Raw genomic sequence first — 21,157 nt, 5'->3', positions numbered from 1 at the left:
TTCCTTGGCTATCGAGCGGCGGGTGGCCGGATCACCGGGAGCTGGTCGCGGGCTCGGCCGCGTCCTCGCTCGTGGCGGGGTCCGCGCCGGGCCGCTGCAGGGGAAGTTTCGCATGCGGACGGCGCTCCGGGGGCTCGATGCTGATCTTCGGGAGCCGGCGGTCCAGCCAGGCCGGCAGCCACCAGTTGGCTCCGCCGAGCAGGTGCATCAGGGCGGGGACGAGCAGGGTCCGCAGGACGAAGGCGTCGAGCGCGACGGCCGCGGCGAGCGCGATGCCGAACATGGCGATGAGCCGGTCGCCGCTGAGGACGAAGGCCAGGAAGACGGCGATCATGATGACGGCCGCCGAGTTGATCACCCGGCTGGTCTCGGCGAGGCCGACGCGCACCGCCCGCCTGTTGTCCCCCGTCTCCAGCCACTCCTCGTACATCCGGCTGACGAGGAACACCTGGTAGTCCATGGACAGCCCGAAGAGCACCGAGACCATGATCACCGGGAGGAAGGGCTCGATCGGCCCCGCGCTGCCCAGCCCCAGCGGTTCGCTGCCCCAGCCCCACTGGAAGATCGCGACGACGACTCCGAAGGAGGAGGCGACGGCGGCGACGTTCATGGCGGCCGCCTTGACCGGAATGCCGATGGAGCGGAAGGCCAGCAGCAGGAGCACGCAGCCGAGCGCGATGACCACCCCGACGAAGAGCGGCAGTTTGCCGACGATGACCTCGGCGAAGTCGTCGTAGCCGGCGGTGACTCCGCCGACGTGCACCTGCATGGAGTTGTCGTGGCCGGCGCGCGGGATGACGTCCGCGCGCAGCCTGTCGACCAGTTCGCTCGTGGCCCGGGACTGCGGAGAGGAGTCCGGTACGACGGTGACGACGGCGGTGTCGCCGCTGCGGTTGAAGACCGCCGGTCCGGCCGCCGCCACGCCCCTGGTCGTACGGAGCGACTCGGCCAGCGTCTCCACGGCGAGCCGGTCGCCGGCCCCGCCGAGGCGGGCGACCACGGTCAGCGGGCCGTTCATCCCCGGGCCGAAGCCCTCCGCGAGCAGGTCGTAGGCCTTGCGGGTGGTGGACGTGGCCGGGTTGTTGCCCTGGTCGGAGGTGCCGAGGTGGAGGGAGAACGTGGGCAGCGCCAGCACCACCATGACCACCGTGGCGACCAGGCCGAGCAGCTTCGGATGACGCTCGACGAAGGCCGACCAGCGGGCGGCGAAGCCGGTGACCGCATCGGGCTGCGGACCCTCGGCGGCCAGCTTGCGGCGCTCCCGGCGGGACAGCGCGCGCATGCCGATGTACGAGAGGAGCGCGGGCAGCAGGGTCACCGAGGCGGCGACGGTCAGGACCACGGTGACGGAGGCGGCGATGGCGACGCCGTTGAGGAAGTTCAGCCGGAGGACCAGCATGCCGAGCAGTGCGATGCAGACGGTGGCCCCGGCGAAGACCACGGCCCGGCCGGTGGTGGCGACGGCGCTCTCGGCGGCTTCCGCGACCGGGAGTCCGCGCGCGAGGCCCTTGCGGTGGCGGGTGACGATGAACAGCGCGTAGTCGATGCCCACCCCGAGGCCCACGAGGGTGCCGAGCATCGGGGCGAAGTCGGCGACCGGCATCGCGTGGCCGAGGAGGGTGATGCCGAAGTAGGCGGTGCCCACGCTGACCAGGGCGGTCGCGATGGGCAGCAGGCTCGCGGCCAGCGATCCGAAGGCCAGGAAGAGCACCAGCGCGGCGATGGCCACGCCGATGACCTCGGCGAGGTGCGCGCTGGGAGCCTCGGTGAGGCCGATGGCCCGGCCGCCGAGCTCGACCTGGAGGCCGTCGGCCTGGGTCGTCGGGTTCCTCGCGGCGTCGAGGACGGCCTTCGCCTCGCTCTTCGGCACCGAGTCGGCCTGCCGGTCGAAGGTGACCACGGCGTAGGCGGTACGCCCGTCGGGGCTGATCCGGGCCCCGCTGTCGGGCCCGGGACCGTAGGGACCGGCAACCGATCCGACACCGGGCAGCCCGGCTATGGAGTCGAGCGCGCGCGTCATGCGCTCCTGTACGGCCGGCGTCCGCACGCTCTGCCCGTCCGGGGCCCGCCACACGATGGTGTCGGTATCGCCGCCCTGCCCGGGGAAGCCCTCACGCAGCAGGGCGTGCGCCTTGGCGGACTCGGTGCCGGGTACCTCGTAGTCATTGGAGAACGCCGTCCCGGCGCCGACCGCGGCGGCGGCGGTCCCGCCGAAGGCGAGGAGCCAGAGCAGGACGGCAACGAGTCGGTGCCGCATGCACCAGCGTGCGAGGGCTGACAACGGACGGGCTCCCTGGTGGTTCGGATCTTTACCGGGGAACGGCCCGTCGGAAAGAACGCGTGAACACTGAACGCTGAACGTCTGGAATTTTGAGTAGGTGCGGCTCGCATGGTCTACACCTCAACGATCGCAGCGTCGCGTGATCGTTGGCGGCCTTCGTGGGCAGCGTCACAGGCCTTCGGGCAGGTGCGGGACCATGGTCACACGGGGGTTCGGAGCGGAGGTCCGGCCGGACTGGTCGTCGGGCTGATCGTCGGGCTGATCGTCGGGCCGGCTGCCGGGCCGGTTGCCGGGGCCTTCGTCCGTCCGGTAGCCCGGCAGCGAGGGCCAGCGCACGGTGAGCACCACCGAGTCCTCCTCCGCGTACCAGGAGTGGTCGACTCCGCGCCCCCACACGACGTAGTCCCCCTGCTCGGCGAGCACCACGCTCCGGCCGGGGAACTCCAGCCGGAACCGGCCGCTGATCAGTACGTGCAACGCCGTACGGGACTCTCCGCGCACCCACCGCGCCCGCTCCTCGCCTTTGGGGTGGACACCCCACTTGATCTCCACGTCCTCGCTGTGGCGGGGATCGCCGGGCTCCTTGAAGTGCCCCAGCAGCCAGCCCCGGTCGACGGCGGCGTCGGGGGCGGCCTTGCCGGTGTAGACGGAGAGGTGGGTGGGGCTGGTGGGGTGCGTGGGTGTGGTGGGGTGCGTGGGGTCGCTCACGGGGTGAGGTTAATGCAGTTGTCGGACGTGTCGGCGGCTGCTCAGCTGGCCGGATGACGATGGATGCAGACGACCTGCTGAAGGTGCGCGCCGAGTTCGACTCCGTGATGCGGCGGGACGCCCGCCCCGACACCAGTGACGCGCGTGTGGAACGGGCGGGCGCGGTCGTACGGCAGATCGTGCCCGGCCCCGGAGGGAGCATGGTGCTCTGGTCGGACCTCGACGAGCACACGGCGGATGCGGTGATCGCGGAGCAGGTGGCGTTCTTCACGGAGCTGGCAGATCGGGGCGAGGTCCCGTCGGCGGAGTTCGAGTGGAAGCTGTACGGCCACGACCGCCCCGCCGACCTCGGGGACCGGCTGCGCGCGGCCGGCTTCGTGGCGGAGCCCGCGGAAACACTGCTGGTGGGGCGGGCGGCGGAGCTGGCCGCCCTGTCGGTGGAGCCGCCGGAGGGCATCACGCTGCGGGTGGTGACCGACGAGGAGGGCGTGGACCTGATGATGGAGGCCCACCGCCGCGCCTTCGGTGCGGGCCGCCCGCGCATCAGAGACCTGATGCTGAACCTGCTGAGGGACGAGCCGGACACGATCGAAGCCGTCGTCGCGATGGCGGGCGACAGCCCGGTGAGCGCGGCCCGGATGGAGATGCGCCCGGGGAGCCCCTTCGCGGGCCTGTGGGGCGGCGGAACGGTCCCGGAATGGCGAGGCCGCGGCATCTACCGCCTCCTGGTGGCCCACCGGGCCCGCGTGGCGGCGGACCGGGGCATCCGCTACCTCCAGGTCGACGCGTCGGAGGACAGCCGCCCGATCCTGGAGCGGCTGGGCTTCGACGTGTTGGGGGTGACGGTGCCCTGGGTGTGGCAGGGGTAGGCCTGGAGGCGCCGGCCCGCCGGGGGTGCCGGCCAGCTGGGGGTGCCGGGGGGCCGCCGATCCGCAGTCCCCGATCCCCCTACGTCCCCCTACGTCCCCCTACGCCGCCAGTCCGATCCCCCTCCGCGTCAGCTTCAGCGTGTACACCGTGTCCTTGCTGAGCAGCCGGCTCACGCCCGTGGCCAGGGCCACCGCCAGCATGAAGGGGGCGATCAGGGTGTACTCGCCCGTCAGTTCCACCATGATGACCACCGCCGTGATCGGGGCGCGGGCGCTTCCCGCGAAGACCGCCGCCATGCCGACCAGCGCGAAGGCGGGAGCACTGGCCGGGTTGGCCACCAGGCCGAAGGCCGCGCCGAGGGTGGCTCCGATGAAGAGGGACGGGGCGAAGACCCCGCCCGAGCCCCCGATGCCCATCGTGGTGCTCGTCGCCAGGATCTTGCCCAGCATCAGGACCAGCAGCAGGCCCAGGGCGTACTTCCCGTGGACCGCGCCCTCCAGGACGGGGTAGCCGACTCCGTACATCTGCGGAAGCGCCAGCAGGATCAGGCCGAGCAGCAGCCCGCCCACCGCCGGGCGCAGCCACTCCGGCCCGCGCCACAGCCGGTCGCACAGGTCCTCGGCCGCGTACAGGAAGCGCGTGAAGCCGATCCCGACGGTTCCCGCGAGGACTCCGAGGGCGGCGAAGAGCAGGTACTGCCCGGGGTGTCCCACGTGCATCACCTCCAGGACCAGGAACGGCCGGTCCCCGAAGACCGCGCGGGCGATGGCGCAGGCCGTGACGGAGGCGAGGGCGAGGCAGCCGAAGGTGCGGGGGGTCCAGCGGCGGAGGATGAGCTCCATCGCGAAGACCACCCCGGCGAGCGGGGCATTGAAGGTCGCCGCGATGCCGCCGGCCGCGCCGCAGGCGAGGAGCAGCTTGGTGTGTTCCTCGTCGGACTTCAGCAGCCGCCCGAGGGTGGAGCCGAGGGCCGCGCCGATCTGGACGATGGGGCCCTCGCGGCCGACGGAGCCGCCGCCGCCGATGCAGAGGGCGGAGGCGAGGGATTTGACGGCGGCGACGCGGCCCTTGATGCGGCCGCCGCCGTGGGCGACGGCCAGCATGACCTCCGGGACCCCGTGGCCCCGGGCCTCGCGGGCGTAGCGGTGGACGAGCGGCCCGTAGACGAGGCCGGCGACGACGGGGGCGAGCAGGACGAAGTGCGGGCCGAGGAAGCGTGCGCCGGGGTGGGCGGCGTGGCCGGCCGCGGCGTAGTCGGCGTGGCCGGAGAGCAGCTCCGTCGCCCCGATCACCATCCACCGGAAGAGCACGGCTCCGACGCCCGCTCCGATGCCGATGAGCAGGACGGGCCCGAGAGCCTTCAAGTGGGGCATATGGGTGATGCGGGGAGGACTTGGCGGCATATGTCCAGTTTAGGAACAAAAACGGAGCACACCTAGGGGCGAACGCCTTCCGCCCCCCGGGACCAACGGGGCAAGATCGCAGCCACGGCGGCAACGGAACCCGCCCACGACGCCTCCGGCTCGACCCGCCCCCTCGGACCCGCCGCTCACCCCCGAACCGCCGGCAGCCCCGCCAGGAACCCGGTGACCAGCGCCGCCCACTCCCCCGGGAGTTCGGCGAACGGCAGGTGACCGGTGGCCAGTTCCACCCACCGGGCGCCCGGCAGCGCGCCCGCCAGCTCCCGCTGGACCTCCAGCGGTACGAGGCGGTCGGCGGTGGTCGCGATGACGAGCGCGGGTACGTCGATCCGCGCGAGGTCGGCCCGCAGGTCGGCCCCCTTCACCAGCGCGGCATGGTCCCCGCCGCCGGGCGGGAAGGAAGCGGCGGTGGCCCGTACGACCTCCTCCACCTGCTCGCCGGTCAGCCCCTCCAGCACCCGCGGAGCGAGGGCGAGCGGGACGAGGAGCCGGGCGAGCAGCTCGTCCTCCCCGCGGCGGGCCAGCTCGGCCCAGAGGTCGGTGATGAGGCCGAGCCGGTGGCCGGCGCGGGCGAAGCTCGCCGTGAGCACCAGTGCGGTGACCCGCCGCGGGTACCGGGCGGCGATGCGCACGGCGACGTTCCCGCCGAGGGAGTAGCCGAGGACGGCGAACCGCTCCAGCCCCTCCGCGTCGGCGGCGGCTACCAACTGGTCCGCGAGTTCGTCCAGTTCGAGCGGCCCCGTGGCGCGCGGGGTGGCGCCCGTTCCCGGGTAGTCGACGCCGACGACGCTGTGGCCGGCGGCCAGGGCGTCGAGGATCGGTCCGAAGTTCGACTCCACCGAACCGCCTCCGCCGTGGGCGAGGAGGAGGCCGGGCCCGCCGCTCTCCTTGCGGACGGTGCGGGCGTAGGAGCTGGTCTGAACGGTATGCATCTGAACGGTGTGCACGAGAGGATCCCCTGACTTCAGTAACGATCACTACAGAAAGAACCGTACACGATTTAATTAGCGATCACTACAGAACATCCGTCGCCGCCGCGCCTTGACCGCCGCCCTCCCGCGCCGGGAAGCTGATCCCCACTCAAACAACCGGCGCTGGGGGGAAATTGACCAGCCAGAATCTACACATCGGGCCGGACGCGGCAGCAGACCGCTACCGCTTACTCCGGTCCATCGGGCGCGGCGGGGAGGCCGTGCTCTATCTGGCGGAGATCGAGCTCGCGGGAGGATCCGAGCCCGTCGTCGTGAAGGTGCTCGACTCCAAGACCACGATCACCCCGGACGTCTTCGACCGGATCAGCCAGAAGTGGAACGAGCAGGCCGAACTGCTGCGCTTCGTCCACCGGCCCGGGGTCGTGGGCGTACGGGAGCATTTCGAAGGGCCGCCGATCCACCGGCCCGGGGAGTCCTCGACGCTGACCGGGCGGGCCCTGGTCCTGGTCATGAACCACGTCGACGGAATCGACCTGCGGGACTGGCGGGCCGAGCGGACCCTCGCCACGGCCGCCGAGCGGCGCGAAGTGATGCGCACGCTGGAGCAGTTGGCCGACGTACTGGACTGGCTGCACTCGGGGAAGGCCACCCCCTCCGGGCGCCAGGTGATCCACGGTGACCTGTCACCCGGCAATGTCATGGTCGACGCGCACGGGCAGGCCACCCTGGTGGACTTCGGCCTCAGCAAGCTGACCGCCGACCACCAGACGGCGGAGGTGTGGTTCACCCAGGGCTACGCGGCGCCGGAGGTCTTCGAGGGGAAGCGGACCCCGGGCGCGGACCGGTACGCCTTCGGGGCCCTCGCGTACTTCCTGCTGAGCGGGGAGTCCCCGCCCTCGACGCCCGAACTGCTGGCGCAGGCCCTCGTACGGCTGCCGCAGTTCGCCGTTCTGGACGCGGAGCAGCGGGCGCAGATCGCCTCGATCTACGCGGCCGACCCGCTGAAGCGTCCGTTGAACCTGGCGGGCTGGATGAAGGACATCCGCCGCGCGGTGGTGTCCACCACCACGTCCACCTCCCAGCGGGTGGTCCAGGACGCGGCACCGGCACGACCGGTGACGCCCCCGGCCCCGGCCGCCGCCCCAGACCCAGACCCAGCCGCCGGCCGCACCGGTGGCGGCCCCGACCTTCCCCGCGGCGCCCCCGCCGCAGCCGGTGTACACCCCGCCACCGGTGCAGGCGAGCGTGCCGCAGGGGTACGGTCCGCCGCCATCGACCGTCTCCCGTACGGAACCGGCCCCCGAGCCGCCCCCGCCGGGGCGACGCCGGACCCGGCTGGCGGTCGCAGCAGCGGCCGTGGTCCTGCTGGTGGCAGCCTCCGTATGGGGCGGCGGACAGCTGCTGGGCGACAAGGACGAGGACGGAGCGAACAAGGGGAGCGGCAGCACACAGTCGACGCCGCCCCCGGCCCCGGTGTCTTCGGGTCCGGGCTCGCAGACATCGGCCGCTCCATCTGCCTCGGTGACGCGGTCGACGGAGCCGTCGCCGTCCGCCTCGGTGTCCCCGTCGCCTGCCCCGTCCGGTACGGACGAGATCTCCCTCACCACCCTGAACCCGGTCGCCAAAGACAAGTTCGCGTGGCTCGAAGTCGAAGGCGGCACGCTGAACGGCACGTACTACGACACCGCGCTGGTCCCCGCCGGATTGGGCGACCAGGACTGCAACGGCAGTGCCGAATACAACCTCGGCCTACAGTGGAAGACGCTGACGATGGTCGCGGGCATCGACGACTCGTCGGCCGACACCGCGTCCCGGATCACCATCTCGGTGGACGGGAAGGCCGTGTTCACCGGCGAGGTGAACCTCGGAGCCCCGGAGACGCTGAACGTCAATGTCGAGAACGGCCTGCGGCTCGCCATCGCGTACGGCGACCCGGCGAACAGCTGCGACATGGGCAAGCTCGTCCTGGGGGCGCCCACCCTGAAGAAGTAGAGCCGCCGCGCAGGAAGGGCCGTACCCGAAAACCGGGTACGGCCCTTCCTGACGACCGGCGAACGGGCCGCGAGTCCCTGCTAGCCCTCGGAGACGCCCAGGCGCTCCAGGATGAGCTCCTTGACGCGAGCCGCGTCGGCCTGGCCGCGGGTGGTCTTCATGACCGCTCCGACCAGTGCGCCGACGGCGGCGATCTTGCCGCCGCGGATCTTGTCGGCGATGCCCGCGTTGCCCGCGATGGCCTCGTCGACGGCCGCGCCGAGCGCGCCCTCGTCCGAGACGACCTTCAGGCCGCGCTTCTCGACGACCTCGTCCGGGGTGCCCTCGCCGGCGAGTACGCCTTCGAGGACCTGGCGGGCCAGCTTGTCGTTGAGCTCGCCGGCCGCCACCAGGGCCGCGACGCGCGCGACCTGGACGGGGGTGATGGGCAGCTCGTCGACGACGACGCCCTGCTCGTTGGCGTTGCGCGCCAGCTCGCCCATCCACCACTTGCGGGCGGCCGTGGAGTCGGCGCCGGCCTCGATGGTGGCGACGATGGAGTCCACCGCGCCCGCGTTGAGGATCGACTGCATGTCGTGCTCGGTGACGCCCCACTCCTGGAGGAGGCGGTTGCGGCGCACGCGCGGCATCTCCGGCAGGCCGGAGCGCAGCTCCTCGACCCAGTCGCGGGCCGGGGCGATCGGGACCAGGTCGGGCTCCGGGAAGTACCGGTAGTCCTCGGCGTTGTCCTTGATGCGGCCGGCCGTGGTGGAGCCGTCCTCCTCGTGGAAGTGCCGGGTCTCCTGCACGATCGAGCCGCCGGAGGAGAGCACCGCCGCGTGGCGCTGGATCTCGAAGCGGGCCGCGCGCTCGACGGAGCGCAGCGAGTTGACGTTCTTCGTCTCGCTGCGGGTGCCGAACTCGGACTCGGGCGTGGGACGCAGCGACAGGTTGACGTCGCAGCGCATCTGACCCTTGTCCATGCGGGCCTCGGAGACGCCGAGCGCCTTGATGACCTCGCGCAGCTCGGCGACGTACGCCTTGGCCACCTCGGGGGCGCGCTCGCCGGCGCCCTCGATCGGCTTGGTGACGATCTCGATGAGGGGGATGCCGGCGCGGTTGTAGTCCAGCAGCGAGTGGGACGCGCCGTGGATGCGGCCGGTGGCGCCGCCGACGTGCAGCGACTTGCCGGTGTCCTCCTCCATGTGCGCGCGCTCGATCTCCACGCGGAAGATCTCGCCGTCCTCCAGCTGGACGTCGAGGAAGCCGTTGAAGGCGATCGGCTCGTCGTACTGGGAGGTCTGGAAGTTCTTCGGCATGTCCGGGTAGAAGTAGTTCTTCCGGGCGAAGCGGCACCACTCGGCGATCTCGCAGTTCAGCGCGAGGCCGATCTTGATGGCGGACTCGATGCCGATCTCGTTGACGACCGGCAGCGCGCCGGGCAGGCCGAGACAGACCGGGCAGGTCTGCGAGTTGGGCTCGGCGCCCAGCTCGGTCGAGCAGCCGCAGAACATCTTGGTCTTCGTGCCGAGCTCGACATGGACCTCGAGGCCCATGACGGGGTCGTACGACGCGAGGGCGTCCTCGTACGACAGCAGTTCAATGGCAGTCACAGTGGAAATTCCCTCTCAGCCCAGCAGGACGTCGTCGTCGCCGAGACGCTTCAGTTCGCGGTACAGGATCGCGAGGCCGGTGACGATGGCGGCGGCGGACACGACGGCGTCGATCAGCTTCAGCGTGTCGTGTTCGGTGCGGGCCTTCTTGGCCTGCTTGACCACGCTGAGGGCACCGAAGGCGGTGGTGCCGATGGACAGGTACGTACCGGACTTGGACTTCCTGAAGCCCTTGGCCTTGGACAGCGCATTCGTATGGGAACTCACAGCGACGGAGCCTCCTCAAGCAGCGGGTGACCCCAGCGCTCGACGAAGGCGGCCTCGACTGCGGCACCCACCTTGTACAGGCGGTCGTCCTTCATCGCCGGGGCGATGATCTGGAGCCCGACCGGCAGACCGTCCTCCGGGGCCAGGCCGCAGGGCAGCGACATGGCGGAGTTGCCGGCCAGGTTGGTCGGGATGGTGCACAGGTCCGCGAGGTACATCGCGAGGGGGTCGTCCGAGCGCTCGCCGATCGCGAACGCGGTGGTGGGCGTGGTCGGGGAGACGATCACGTCGACCTGCTCGAAGGCCTTCTCGAAGTCCCGCGTGATGAGCGTGCGGACCTTCTGGGCGGAGCCGTAGTACGCGTCGTAGTAGCCGGAGCTGAGCGCGTACGTCCCCAGGATGATGCGGCGCTTGACCTCGTCGCCGAAACCGGCTTCGCGGGTCAGGGCGGTGACGTCCTCGGCGGACTTGGTGCCGTCGTCGCCGACGCGCAGGCCGTAGCGCATGGCGTCGAAGCGGGCCAGGTTCGAGGAGCACTCGGACGGCGCGATCAGGTAGTACGCGGCCATCGCGAGGTCGAAGGACGGGCAGTCCAGCTCCACGATCTCGGCGCCGAGCTCCTTGAGGAGGGCGACGGACTCGTTGAACCGCTGGACGACGCCCGCCTGGTAGCCCTCACCGGCGAACTGCTTGACGACACCGACGCGCATGCCGGCGACGGAGCCGTTGCGGGCCGCCTCGACGACCGGCGGGACCGGGGCGTCGATGGAGGTCGAGTCCATCGGGTCGTGGCCGGCGATGACCTCGTGCAGGAGCGCCGCGTCCAGGACCGTACGGGCGCAGGGGCCGCCCTGGTCGAGGGAGGAGGAGAAGGCCACCATGCCGTAGCGCGAGACGCCGCCGTACGTGGGCTTCACGCCGACGGTGCCCGTGAGGGCGGCGGGCTGGCGGATGGAACCGCCGGTGTCCGTGCCGATGGCCAGCGGCGCCTGGAAGGCGGCCAGCGCGGCCGCGGAGCCGCCGCCGGAGCCGCCGGGGACCCGGGTGAGGTCCCAGGGGTTGCCGGTGGATCCGTAGGCGCTGTTCTCGGTGGAGGACCCCATGGCGAACTCGTCCATGTTGGTCTTGCCGAGGATGACGACGTCGGCTTCCTTCAGCTTGCGCGTCAGGGTGGCGTCGTACGGCGGGATCCAGCCTTCGAGGATCTTCGAACCGACGGTGGTGGGGATCCCGACGGTGGTGAAGATGTCCTTGAGGGCGAGCGGTACGCCGGCCAGCGGGCCGAGCTGCTCGCCGCGCTCGCGCTTGGCGTCGACGGCGGCCGCCTGGGCCAGTGCGCCCTCGCGGTCGACGTGCAGGAAGGCGTTGACCTTCTCGTCGGTCGCCTCGATGCGGGCCAGGTGGGCCTCGGTGACCTCGACGGCCGTGAGCTCGCCGGAGGCGATCTTCTCGGCGGTCTGGGCGGCCGTGAGCCTGATGATGTCGATGTTGATGTCAGCCATGGTGATTAGTCCTCCCCCAGGATCTGCGGCACCTTGAAACGCTGCTGTTCCTGGGCGGGAGCGCCGGAAAGCGCCTGCTCGGGGGTGAGCGACGGACGGACCTCGTCCGCGCGCATGACGTTCGTCAGCGGCAGCGGGTGGGAGGTCGGCGGGACGTCTTGGTCGGCGACCTCGGAAACGCGGGCGACCGCGCCGATGATGTCGTCGAGCTGTCCAGCGAAGTGGTCGAGCTCTTCGCTCTTCAGCTCCAGACGTGCCAGCCGAGCGAGGTGGGCGACCTCCTCGCGCGTGATGCCAGGCATGCAGCGATCCTCTGGGGGTTCGAGTGTGTAGGTTTCGGCCCCAATCCTATGGGGCCCCGCCCCCGCCCGGCGCCCCGGTTTCCCCCGGGGCGGTACGAAGCCCTCGCGCGGGGCGATTCCGCTGCGCGGGGCGAGTCCCCACAGCGACCCTTGCCGCTGCGCGGGGCCGTCCCCTACCCGCCCTTCCCCCGTTCCCCGGGCTGCGCCCGGACCCCCTGGGGCTCCGCGCCGGACCCCGCGCCTCAAACGCCGGCGAGGCTGATTTCGGCCGGCGTCAGCCTGCACGTGCGGGCAATCTCAGCCCCTCCGGCGTTTGAGGAGCGGGGGTCCGGGGGCTGGCCCCCGGCGACGGCGCCGCACCGTTGGTGGGTCCGGGCGGAGCCCGGGGAACGGGGGAAGGGCGGGTAGGGGACGGCCCCGCAGGGCAGCGTCAGGACGGGCCAGTCGGGCCGGCTCCCGCGCAGGCCTACCTCACGGTGTCTGGGCCGCCGCCGCGGCAGCCGTCTCCGCCGCCAGCTCCGCCGTGATGTCCGCAGGCCGCCGCCAGCCGCGCTCGCCGCGGGCCAGCAGCCAGGCCGTCGCCTCCTGCGGAGGCATCGCGGCGGCGACCAGCCAGCCCTGGACGGCGTCGCAGCCCAGGTCCCGCAGCCGCTCCCACGTCTCGTCGTCCTCGACGCCCTCCGCGACGACCAGCAGGCCGAGGGAGTGCGCGAGGTCCACCGTGCAGCGGACGATCTCCGCGTCCTGGGCGTCCACCGCGAGCCGGGCCACGAACGACCGGTCGATCTTCAGTTCGCTGACCGGCAGCCGCCGCAGGTGGACGAGGGAGGAGTAGCCCGTGCCGAAGTCGTCCAGGGACATCTTCACGCCGTGGCCGGTCAGCCCGGCCATGGTGTCGGCGGCCCGCTGCGGGTCCTCCAGCAGGACGTGTTCCGTTATCTCCAGCTGGAGCCCGCTCGCCGGGACCCCGTGCCGGGCCAGGCGCGCGGCCACGGCTCCCGCGAAGCCGGGGGTGTGGACGTCGCGCGGCGACACGTTGACGGCGACCGGGACCTTGAGGCCCTGGGCCCGCCACCGGGCGACCTGCGCGAGCGCGGTCTCCAGTACGTACTCCGTCAGGTGCGGCATCAGCCCGGAGGTCTCCGCGATCGCGATGAACTCGTCCGGCGACACCCGCCCGCGTTCCGGGTGCACCCAGCGCACCAGCGCTTCCAGCCCGGCCACCTTGCCGTCGAAGCGGACCTTCGGCTGGTAGTGCAGTTCCACCTCGCCCGCGTCCAGCGCCCTGCGCAGGTCGCCCAGCAGGCCGAGCCGGTCGGGGGTGTTGCTGTCGCGCTTGGACTCGTAGACCTCGACTCCCGTCCGGTCCCGCTTCGCCTGGTACATGGCGACGTCGGCGCGGCGCAGCAGTCCCTCCGCGTCCAGCGCGTGGTCGGGGAAGACGGCGAGGCCGGCGCTGGCCTCCAGGACCAGGGTCAGACCGTCCAGGTCGAGGGGGGAGCTGAGTTCGGCGACCAGGTTGCGGGCGACCCGCTGGGCGCTGGTGGTGGAGTCGGCGATGGGGAGGAGGACGGCGAACTCGTCGCCGCCGAGCCGGGCCGCCTCGGCGTCCGGGGGCAGGGCCTGGCGCAGCCGGTCCGCGATCTGCAGGAGCAGCCGGTCGCCGGCGAGGTGGCCGAGGGTGTCGTTGACCGCGCGGAAGCGGTCCAGGTCGATCAGCACCAGCGCCGAGCGGGTGCCCAAACGTTCAGCCTGGTCGAGGGCGCTCCAGGCGCGCTCCAGCAGCCACTGCCGGTTCGGCAGTCCGGTGAGCGGGTCCCGCAACTGCTCCTCGGCGCGGGCCCGGGCGATCCACAGCGTGGAGTCCAGGGCGATCAGCGGTACGGCGAACAGCGGCAGCAGCACCGGCTGCGATTCGGCGACCACGCAGATCAGCGGGGCGATGCCGAGGAGGGCGACGGCGACCAGGACCTGGCGCAGCAGCGCGGTACGGGCGACGGTGGGCAGTCCCCCGCCGCTCGGGGCGAGGGCGAGCCAGAGCAGGACGCGGGTGACGAGCAGGTAGGCGAGGGCGACCAGGATGACCTCGGGGACCGCGTCGAGCTCCCAGCCGGTGGGCCGCCACGGGTGCTCGACGGAGGGGTCCTCGCCGAACGCGGCGAGGACGAGGGCGCCCGCACCGATGCCGAGGATGTCGGTGGCCCCGTGCAGCAGGCCCTGGCGCCAGCGGTGCCTGCGGGCGGCGCCGACGAGGGAGACCACGGCGAGGGAGACCAGGCCGGCGGGGACCCATCCGTAGAGGATGAGGACGCCGAGGGTGAGGGCCGCACCCGATCCGGTACCGCCCCACCAGCGGTCGCGGCCGAGGGCGACGAGGTGGCCGACGATGATGCCGGTGAGCAGGGCGAGCGCCCAGCCGACCGGGCCGCCGGGGAACAGGGCGTGACGGCTGGTCAGTGCGGCGATGACGCCGATGCCGAGCACGACGGCGGCGAGACCCACGATGGCGAAGGGCAGGGCGAGGCTCCGGCCCGCCGGGCCCGTACCCGCTCCGGTGGCGAGCGGTCGCGATTGCGGTGTCCTGGAACCCAGGACACCGAGCCGGCCCGTCCGCATGGACGGGAACTCCCCGCCGAAATCTGGTGACGGGTCGGCGCTTTCGGTGGGTTTCATGCCCGTCCCTCTCACAGCCGGCGATGCCGATGCCACGCGATGGCCCCGATGTCATGCCATCACGGCTGGAATCGCGTCAAGCAGCCGTGCACGACAGGCGCACCCCTCAACAGTAGGACGCGAGAGGCACCCAGGGGCAGCGGTCGGCGGCGGTTGCCCGAATACGACCCAGCCATCCTCATCAGTACGGTATCCGCCGAACGGGTGAGTTTGGACCAGGACCCCCCGGTCGCCCCTCCGATGATCCGACAGGTCACGGGCCCGCGACCAGCCTTGTACCGGCCTCGCGTGGGCCGGGTACCGGCCGTTCGCCGCCGCGTGCCACCGCCACCCGCGCCCGGCGCGCGCCCGCTCGTACGGCCGCACGCCACGCATCCGTTCGCCTTCGCTACTCCGCTGCGGCGTCGCCGTCCACCGGGAGCGCGGCCGCGCGTGCCGCGTCCGGGCCGTCCTCCAGCAGGACGGCGAATCCCGCGTCGTCGAGGATCGAGAGCTTCAACTGCACGGCCTTGTCGTACTTCGAGCCCGGGTTGTCGCCGACCACGACGAAGGAGGTCTTCTTCGAGACGGACCCCGTCACCTTGGCGCCGCGGCTCTGCAGGGCCTCCTTCGCACCGTCCCGCGTGTGGCTCTGCAAAGTTCCGGTGACGACGACGGTCAGACCCTCCAGCGGGCGGGGCCCCTCGTCCTCGCCGGAACCTTCCTCCTCCATCCGGACGCCGGCCGCCCGCCACTTGCGCAGGATCTCCTGGTGCCATTCCTCGGCGAACCACTCCTTGACCGAGGTCGCGATGATCGCGCCGACGCCGTCGGTGGCGGCCAGCTCCTCCTCGGTCGCCTGCTCGATCCGCTCGATGGAACGGAACGCGCGGGCCAGTGCCGCCGCCGCGACCGGGCCGACGTGCCGGATCGACAGGCCGTTGATGATCCGGGCCAGCGGCTGGGTCTTGGCCGCCTCGATGTTCGCGAGCATGGCCAGCGTGTTGGCCTTGGCCTCGCCCTCCTTGTTCGCGAAGAAGGTGACGACCTTCGGCTCGCCGGTCTTCGGATCGATCTTGGGCTGACCCGAGTCCTGGTCCCGTACGTAGGAGGTGATGGGGAGCAACTGCTCCAGGGTGAGCCCGAAGAGGTCGCCCTCGTTCGCCATCGGGGGGACCGATGGCTCCAGCGGCTGGGTGAGGGCGGCCGAGGCCACGTACCCGAAGTTCTTGATGTCCAGGCAGGCGCGCCCGACCAGATAGAAGAGCCGCTCGCGCAACTGCGCGGGACACGTCTGCCCGTTGGGGCAGCGCAGGTCGATGTCCCCCTCCTTCATCGGCCGCAGCGGCGTCCCGCACTCGGGGCACTCGGCGGGCATGACGAACTCCCGCTCGCTGCCGTCCCGCAGGTCGACCACCGGCCCGAGGATCTCGGGGATGACGTCTCCGGCCTTGCGCAGGACGACGGTGTCCCCGATGAGCACGCCCTTGGACTTGACGACCTCCTGGTTGTGCAGGGTCGCGAACTCGACCTCGGAGCCCGCCACCGTCACCGGCTCCACCTGGGCGTACGGGGTCACGCGCCCGGTGCGGCCGACGCCGACCTTGATGTCGATCAGCTTGGAGTTGACCTCTTCGGGCGCGTACTTCCAGGCGATGGCCCAGCGCGGGGCGCGCGCGGTGGAGCCGAGCCGGCCCTGGAGTGCGATCTCGTCGAGCTTGACGACGACGCCGTCGATCTCGTGCTCCACCGAGTGGCGGTTCTCGCCGAAGTGCGCGATGAACTCCCGGACCTCGGCGAGCGTGGAGACCACCTTGTTGTGCTGGGCGGTGGGCAGGCCCCACTCGTGCAGCAGCTCGTAGGCCTGCGACTGGTTCTCGATGTCGAAGCCCTCGCGGGCGCCGATGCCGTGGACGACCATGTGCAGCGGCCGGCTCGCGGTGACCTTCGGGTCCTTCTGGCGCAGCGAACCGGCCGCCGCGTTGCGGGGGTTGGCGAAGGGCTTGCCCTCGGCCTCGACGAGCCGGGCGTTGAGCTCCTCGAACTTCTCCATCGGGAAGTAGACCTCGCCGCGGATCTCCACCAGGGCTGGGATCCGGTCTCCCTTGAGGCGGTCGGGGATCTCGGCGATGGTGCGGACGTTGGGCGTGATGTCCTCGCCCGTGCGGCCGTCGCCGCGGGTGGCGGCGCGGGTCAGGCGGCCGTTCTCGTAGGTGAGGTTGACGGCGAGGCCGTCCACCTTGAGCTCGCACAGGTAGTGGTAGTCGGAGGTGTTGGCGTCCCGGGCCACGCGCTCGGCCCAGGCCGCCAGTTCCTCGTCGTCGAAGGCGTTGTCGAGGGAGAGCATCCGCTCGCGGTGCTCGACGGAGGCGAAGTCCGTCTCGTACGCCCCGGCCACCTTCTGGGTGGGCGAATCGGGCGTGCGCAGCTCCGGGTACTGCTCCTCCAGCGCCTCCAGCGAGCGCAGCAGCTTGTCGAACTCGGCGTCGCTGACGACCGGCTGGTCGTTCACGTAGTACCGGAAGCGGTGCTCCTCGACCTGCTCGGCGATCAGCGCGTGCTGCTCGCGCAGTTCCGCCGGTACGGCCGATTCGCTGCCCTGCTTCTGTTCGGCTGCCATGCCGTGTCCTCCCGTGACCCGTCTCGATCCATCACTCAGGGTTGTCGGCGAGCGACCTCGCCGCCCTGACGCAGTGCGCCTGAACCGCCCGCGCGTAGGCGGGCGAAGCGCCCGCCAGACCGCACGTCGGGGTGACCACCACGGACTCCGCCAGAGTCCCCGGGGTCAGCCCCAGCCTGCGCCAGAGCTTCCTGACACCCATGACGCTACCGCCCGGGTCCGACAACGGGCCGTCGGTCCCGGGCACCACTCCGGCGAAGAGTTTCGTACCGGCTTCGACGGCTTCCCCGATGGCGTCATCCTCGCGCTCGGTGAGCAAGGAGAAATCGAACGACACGCCCGAGACCCCGGCGCGCCGCAGCAGCCCGAAGGGCACCTCGGGGGCGCAGGAGTGGACGATCACCTCCCCGTCGTGGACGGCGAACAGCTCGCGCAGCGTCCCCTCGACGACCTGCCGGTCGACGGCGCGGTACGTGCGGTAGCCGCTGGCGGAGCGCACCCGGCCGAGCAGGACCGCGGTGAGCGAGGGCTCGTCGTACTGGAGGACGATCTCGGCGCCGGGGATGCGCTTGCGCACGTCGGCCAGGTGCTCGCGCACGCCCTCCGCGAGGGAGCCGGCCAGGTCCCGGCAGGCGCCCGGGTCCTGGAGGACGGCCTCGCCGCCATGCAGCTCCAGGGAAGCCGCCAGCGTCCACGGCCCGACGGCCTGGACCTTGAGCCGGCCCTGGTAGCCCTGGGTGAACTCCTCCAGGGCGTCCAGGTCTTCGCCGAGCCAGGAGCGGGCCCGCTTGCTGTCGCGGCCGGGCCGGTCGCTGATCCGCCAGCCGCTGGGCTCGACGTGCGCGTACATGTCCACGAGCAGCCCGAGGGAACGGCCGATCATGTCCGAGCCGGGGCCGCGGGCGGGCAGCTCGGCGAGGTACGGGAACTCCTCGAAGGAGCCGGTGACGGTCTTGGCGGCCTCCCGGGCGTCGCCGCCGGGGAACGATCCGATGCCGGTGGCTCCGCCGGGACGGCCCGTGCTCATCGGCCGGGCCTGACGGTGAGGTCGCTGACCACGGCGTCGCGGGGCAGGTCGACGGCCATCACGATGGTGGTCGCCACGGACTCGGCGTCGATCCAGTCGGCGGCGTCGTAGGACTCGCCCTCCTGGGAGCGGACCTTGGCCTGCATCGGGGTGGCGGTGCGGCCGGGGTAGACGGAGGTGACGCGGATCCCGTTCTCCTTCTCCTCCGCCCGGAGCGAGTCGGCGAGGGCCTTGAGCCCGTGCTTGGAGGCGGCGTACGCGCTCCAGTCGGCGTGGGCGGCGAGCCCGGCGCCGGAGTTCACGAAGACGATGGTGGCGTGCGAGGCCCGCAGGGTCGGCAGCAGGAGCCGGGTCACCTCGGCGGGGGCGATGAGGTTGACGTTGAGCTGCTGGTGCCAGGTCTTGGGGCGCAGCTCCCCCACCGGGCCGAGGTCCACGATGCCGGCGATGTGCAGGAGCGAGTCGATCCGCTCCGGGATCGCCTGCTTGGAGAAGGCCCACGAGAGCCGGTCGGGGTCGGCGAGGTCCCCGACGAGCGCGCCGGCTCCGGGGTACCGGTCGGTGAGCTGCCGGGCACGGGCGGCGTCGCGGGCGAGCAGGACGAGGTCGTCGCCGCGGGCGTGCAGGCGGTCCGCGACGGCTTTGCCGATGCCGGAGCCGGCGCCGGTGATCAGATGAGTGGCCATGCCGCCATGCTCGCACCCCGCCCGCACCCTCCACCCACACCGGCCCCGAACGCCGGCGGGGCTGGGAGGAACGTCCCTCTGACCGGGCCGACCGCCCGGCCGACCGGGTCAGAGGGCAGAGGCATGGGCTCGGGTGATCACCTCGCGGGCCTCTTCCGCATGGCCGGCCGGAAGCGGCGGGGCCAGGCCCCGGCCGATCAGGGCCCGGGGGGCGGCGTCGCGGACCGATGCGCGGATGTCGCGGCGGGCCCCGGCCCAGCGGGCCAGCGCCGCGTCACGGACCTCCGCCAGGGTCGCCACCCGGTCAGGCTCCCGCAGGCCCAGCACCGGAGCCCGCCGCGTGTGCTCCGCCCAGCGGTCCTCCCAGAACTCCACGGTCCACCCCGGCCACCGCTCGCCCACCTCCGCCGGCCCCGGCTGCCGGGTCGTGTGCCACCACCCCACGCTCCGCAGCCGCGGGTCCACGTGGACCCCGCCCTCACAGGCACCCGAGTACCCCGCGTGCGTCGGCTCCCCCGCCGGCCGCTCCAGCAGGGCCGGGCCCTCGTCCACCGCGTGGTCGCCGATCATCGCCAGCACGTGGCAGCGTCCACCCACCGTGACGACCAGCACCGACGGGTCGGGCTCGGCGAGCTCCGGATCGCCCGGGTACAGCGCCGGGCTGACGGTCACCGGGCTCGGATGCCGGCAGGGCTCCGCGCCCACGTACGCACGCATGCCGCGCTGGCCGTCGTAGAGCCATCGCACGCGCCGGCCCGGCCCGGCGAGCCTCAGCAGTTCGAACGCCGCCGCCCGGGTGCGCACGGACGCGAAGACGCCCTCCCAGGCGAACAGCAGCAGGACCTTGTCCTCCACGTCTACGAGGGCTCCGGCCTCGCACATCTCGTCGTCGTACCAGGGGCCGACGCCTTCGGCGTGGGACTCGGCGAACGGAACGAACGCCCGTGGCCCGGCGAGGAGGTCGAGATCCAGGCCGACCGCACCGAAGGAGGCCTCGTAGCGCGGCGGCCGATGAGGCAGGTGGCGCGCTCCGCCATGGTCAGAGGCCCGCGGCTTCGCGCAGGCTCGCCGCGGTCTTCGAGGCGTCGTAGTCCGCGGGGACTCCGTCGACGAGGATGATGTCGCCCGCGATGTGGTCGGCACGCAGGGGGATCAGCGCCTGGTAGGGGGCGGAGGCGTACCAGGTGCGGGCCCGGTCCAGGTCCGGGAAGGCGATCATGACGACCGTGCCGGGCCAGGTGCCCTCCAGGACCTCGACCTCCTTGCCGTGGACGAGGAAGCGGCCCTCGAAGGGGTCCATGGTGGCCTGGATCTCCTCGATGTAGCGGAGGATGTCCTCGTTCATGGTCTCGGGGCGTATGTGGGCGATGGCGTAGGCGGTCATCTCGGCCTCCTCTTCTTCCCTGCGGGATCGGCTTGTTGGTCCGATCCTGCCCGCCGGGGGCCCCGGAAGCGATTACCTCCGGGGTCATCGGCGGGCGGGTGTGCGGGCGGGGTCTCAGCCCGCCAGGTAGGCGCGCAGGACCGTCACCTGCGACGTGTTGCCCGCGCGGTCCGTGACGGTGCCGCGCAGGGAGACCGTGCCGCCCTTCGCGGGGGTGCGGACGTCGACCCCGCCGCCCCGACGCGCAGCGGGCGCCAGGTGCGGCCCTCGTCGTAGGAGACCTCCGCCCGGAGGGAGGCCCGGGCGGTGGCCGCCGGGCCCTGGACGGTCACCGGGAAGTGCGCCCTGCGGCCCGCCGGGAGGGTGCCGTCCAGGGCCGGGCGGGCGTCGAAGCGGACCACCGAGACCGGGAGCGGGGTCGGTCCGGCCGTCTCCTTCGAGCGGAACCACCAGGTGGCCGTGGTCTCGGAGGAGGTGGCGGAGAGCTCCGGGCTCAGCCGGGTGGTCGTGGTGAGCTCGTACGCGGCCTCGCCCGGCGGGACCGGGAAGGGGCTGCTCGACTCCAGCGGGGTGTCGCTGCGGCCCGCTTCGACGCCGTCGCGGCGCAGGACGGTGGAGCCGGTGGCGTCGAAGAACCCGCCCGCGTGGTTCGCCCCGTCCGCCAGCAGCGGTACGGAGCCCCCGATCGAGCCGCCGTCGCGGAACACCCCGTACGCGGCGTCGGTGCGCGGCGCGAAGACCGCGGCGTTGAACCGCTCGCGGTAGGTGCGGCCGCCCGTGAAGGTCCGCCCGGGCTCCGCCTCGTAGGCCGCCTCCTCCCTCGGGAAGCCGTTGTCGTCGTGGCCGGAGCTCTGGGTGAAGAGGAGGTCCCACATCGCACCGTCGAGGGTGGACACTTGAAGTGCTCTCCTGGCTGAGGCC

At 72.2% G+C, this 21,157-nt stretch carries 15 protein-coding genes and 3 pseudogenes; 3 read left to right on the top strand and 15 right to left on the bottom strand.

The features are described 5' to 3' along the window. Nucleotides 1-31 precede the first annotated feature (31 nt). Both AC061S_RS12895 and AC061S_RS12890 read right to left on the bottom strand, forming a co-directional pair. The gene (locus AC061S_RS12895; protein ID WP_478686043.1) at nucleotides 32-2,281 is read right to left on the bottom strand and encodes an MMPL family transporter; all 2,250 of its coding nucleotides are present in this window, start codon (nucleotides 2,279-2,281) and stop codon (nucleotides 32-34) included. A 294-nt stretch (nucleotides 2,282-2,575) separates the two neighbouring features. After that, nucleotides 2,576-2,989 (bottom strand): annotated as a pseudogene (locus AC061S_RS12890) (cupin domain-containing protein); the annotation flags it as partial. Nucleotides 2,990-3,048: 59 nt separating this feature from the next. Between AC061S_RS12890 and AC061S_RS12885 the strand changes: the two are divergent. Continuing rightward, nucleotides 3,049-3,858, top strand: a complete 810-nt coding sequence (locus AC061S_RS12885) for a GNAT family N-acetyltransferase (protein WP_478686077.1) — start codon at nucleotides 3,049-3,051, stop codon at nucleotides 3,856-3,858. 108 nt (nucleotides 3,859-3,966) lie between these two features. Here AC061S_RS12885 and AC061S_RS12880 read toward each other — a convergent pair. Both AC061S_RS12880 and AC061S_RS12875 read right to left on the bottom strand, forming a co-directional pair. After that, a pseudogene (locus AC061S_RS12880) lies at nucleotides 3,967-5,232 on the bottom strand (chloride channel protein); the annotation flags it as partial. Nucleotides 5,233-5,408: 176 nt separating this feature from the next. After that, complete coding sequence (locus tag AC061S_RS12875; protein ID WP_478686042.1) at nucleotides 5,409-6,212, bottom strand: alpha/beta fold hydrolase; 804 nt, start codon at nucleotides 6,210-6,212, stop codon at nucleotides 5,409-5,411. 260 nt (nucleotides 6,213-6,472) lie between these two features. Here AC061S_RS12875 and AC061S_RS12870 point away from each other — a divergent pair. Further along, a pseudogene (locus AC061S_RS12870) lies at nucleotides 6,473-7,051 on the top strand (protein kinase domain-containing protein); the annotation flags it as partial. Between the two features lie 394 nt (nucleotides 7,052-7,445). After that, complete coding sequence (locus tag AC061S_RS12865; RefSeq protein ID WP_478686041.1) at nucleotides 7,446-8,204, top strand: NPCBM/NEW2 domain-containing protein; 759 nt, start codon at nucleotides 7,446-7,448, stop codon at nucleotides 8,202-8,204. 80 nt (nucleotides 8,205-8,284) lie between these two features. On the opposite strand, the gene gatB is transcribed toward AC061S_RS12865, so the two are convergent. From gatB to AC061S_RS12810, 11 genes are all read right to left on the bottom strand, one after another. After that, nucleotides 8,285-9,796, bottom strand: a complete 1,512-nt coding sequence (gene gatB, locus AC061S_RS12860; protein WP_478686040.1) for an Asp-tRNA(Asn)/Glu-tRNA(Gln) amidotransferase subunit GatB — start codon at nucleotides 9,794-9,796, stop codon at nucleotides 8,285-8,287. A gap of 15 nt (nucleotides 9,797-9,811) precedes the next feature. Then, the gene (locus AC061S_RS12855; protein WP_327304402.1) at nucleotides 9,812-10,063 is read right to left on the bottom strand and encodes a hypothetical protein; all 252 of its coding nucleotides are present in this window, start codon (nucleotides 10,061-10,063) and stop codon (nucleotides 9,812-9,814) included. Further along, the gene (gene gatA / locus AC061S_RS12850) at nucleotides 10,060-11,565 is read right to left on the bottom strand and encodes an Asp-tRNA(Asn)/Glu-tRNA(Gln) amidotransferase subunit GatA (protein WP_478686039.1); all 1,506 of its coding nucleotides are present in this window, start codon (nucleotides 11,563-11,565) and stop codon (nucleotides 10,060-10,062) included. The genes AC061S_RS12855 and gatA overlap by 4 nt, the downstream gene beginning before the upstream one ends. A gap of 5 nt (nucleotides 11,566-11,570) precedes the next feature. Next, entirely contained in the window at nucleotides 11,571-11,867 is a 297-nt protein-coding gene (gene gatC / locus AC061S_RS12845) for an Asp-tRNA(Asn)/Glu-tRNA(Gln) amidotransferase subunit GatC (RefSeq protein ID WP_007266718.1), read from the bottom strand. Between the two features lie 471 nt (nucleotides 11,868-12,338). Beyond that, complete coding sequence (locus AC061S_RS12840) at nucleotides 12,339-14,540, bottom strand: putative bifunctional diguanylate cyclase/phosphodiesterase (protein ID WP_478686038.1); 2,202 nt, start codon at nucleotides 14,538-14,540, stop codon at nucleotides 12,339-12,341. A gap of 388 nt (nucleotides 14,541-14,928) precedes the next feature. Further along, nucleotides 14,929-17,139 carry an NAD-dependent DNA ligase LigA gene (ligA, locus tag AC061S_RS12835; protein WP_478686037.1) on the bottom strand — a complete coding sequence of 737 codons (2,211 nt, stop codon included), beginning with the start codon at nucleotides 17,137-17,139 and terminating at the stop codon, nucleotides 14,929-14,931. 31 nt (nucleotides 17,140-17,170) lie between these two features. After that, a complete protein-coding gene (locus tag AC061S_RS12830) occupies nucleotides 17,171-18,166 on the bottom strand; it encodes a methionine synthase (RefSeq protein WP_478686036.1) in 996 nt (331 codons plus the stop codon). After that, nucleotides 18,163-18,852: an SDR family oxidoreductase gene (locus tag AC061S_RS12825; RefSeq protein WP_478686035.1), complete on the bottom strand. Its 690-nt coding sequence runs from the start codon at nucleotides 18,850-18,852 to the stop codon at nucleotides 18,163-18,165. The genes AC061S_RS12830 and AC061S_RS12825 overlap by 4 nt, the downstream gene beginning before the upstream one ends. A gap of 108 nt (nucleotides 18,853-18,960) precedes the next feature. Then, a complete protein-coding gene (locus AC061S_RS12820) occupies nucleotides 18,961-19,734 on the bottom strand; it encodes a hypothetical protein (protein ID WP_478686034.1) in 774 nt (257 codons plus the stop codon). Nucleotides 19,735-19,891: 157 nt separating this feature from the next. Beyond that, a complete protein-coding gene (locus AC061S_RS12815) occupies nucleotides 19,892-20,236 on the bottom strand; it encodes a DUF1330 domain-containing protein (RefSeq protein WP_478686033.1) in 345 nt (114 codons plus the stop codon). Nucleotides 20,237-20,379: 143 nt separating this feature from the next. Next, entirely contained in the window at nucleotides 20,380-21,132 is a 753-nt protein-coding gene (locus AC061S_RS12810) for a hypothetical protein (RefSeq protein WP_478686032.1), read from the bottom strand. Nucleotides 21,133-21,157 lie beyond the last annotated feature (25 nt).

The organism is Streptomyces sp. CA189, from assembly GCF_056428985.1.
Note: the sequence above shows the minus strand (reverse complement) of the source record. Positions and strands in the feature narration are given on the sequence as shown.

Coding starts and splice junctions, on each gene's coding strand:
- AC061S_RS12885 (WP_478686077.1), top strand. CDS start 3,049: ATGGATGCAGACGACCTGCTGAAGGTGCGCGCCGAGTTCGACTCCGTG.
- AC061S_RS12875 (WP_478686042.1), bottom strand. CDS start 6,212: ATGCATACCGTTCAGACCAGCTCCTACGCCCGCACCGTCCGCAAGGAG.
- gatA (WP_478686039.1), bottom strand. CDS start 11,565: ATGGCTGACATCAACATCGACATCATCAGGCTCACGGCCGCCCAGACC.
- gatC (WP_007266718.1), bottom strand. CDS start 11,867: ATGCCTGGCATCACGCGCGAGGAGGTCGCCCACCTCGCTCGGCTGGCA.
- AC061S_RS12840 (WP_478686038.1), bottom strand. CDS start 14,540: ATGAAACCCACCGAAAGCGCCGACCCGTCACCAGATTTCGGCGGGGAG.
- ligA (WP_478686037.1), bottom strand. CDS start 17,139: ATGGCAGCCGAACAGAAGCAGGGCAGCGAATCGGCCGTACCGGCGGAA.
- AC061S_RS12830 (WP_478686036.1), bottom strand. CDS start 18,166: ATGAGCACGGGCCGTCCCGGCGGAGCCACCGGCATCGGATCGTTCCCC.
- AC061S_RS12825 (WP_478686035.1), bottom strand. CDS start 18,852: ATGGCCACTCATCTGATCACCGGCGCCGGCTCCGGCATCGGCAAAGCC.
- AC061S_RS12820 (WP_478686034.1), bottom strand. CDS start 19,734: ATGTGCGAGGCCGGAGCCCTCGTAGACGTGGAGGACAAGGTCCTGCTG.
- AC061S_RS12815 (WP_478686033.1), bottom strand. CDS start 20,236: ATGACCGCCTACGCCATCGCCCACATACGCCCCGAGACCATGAACGAG.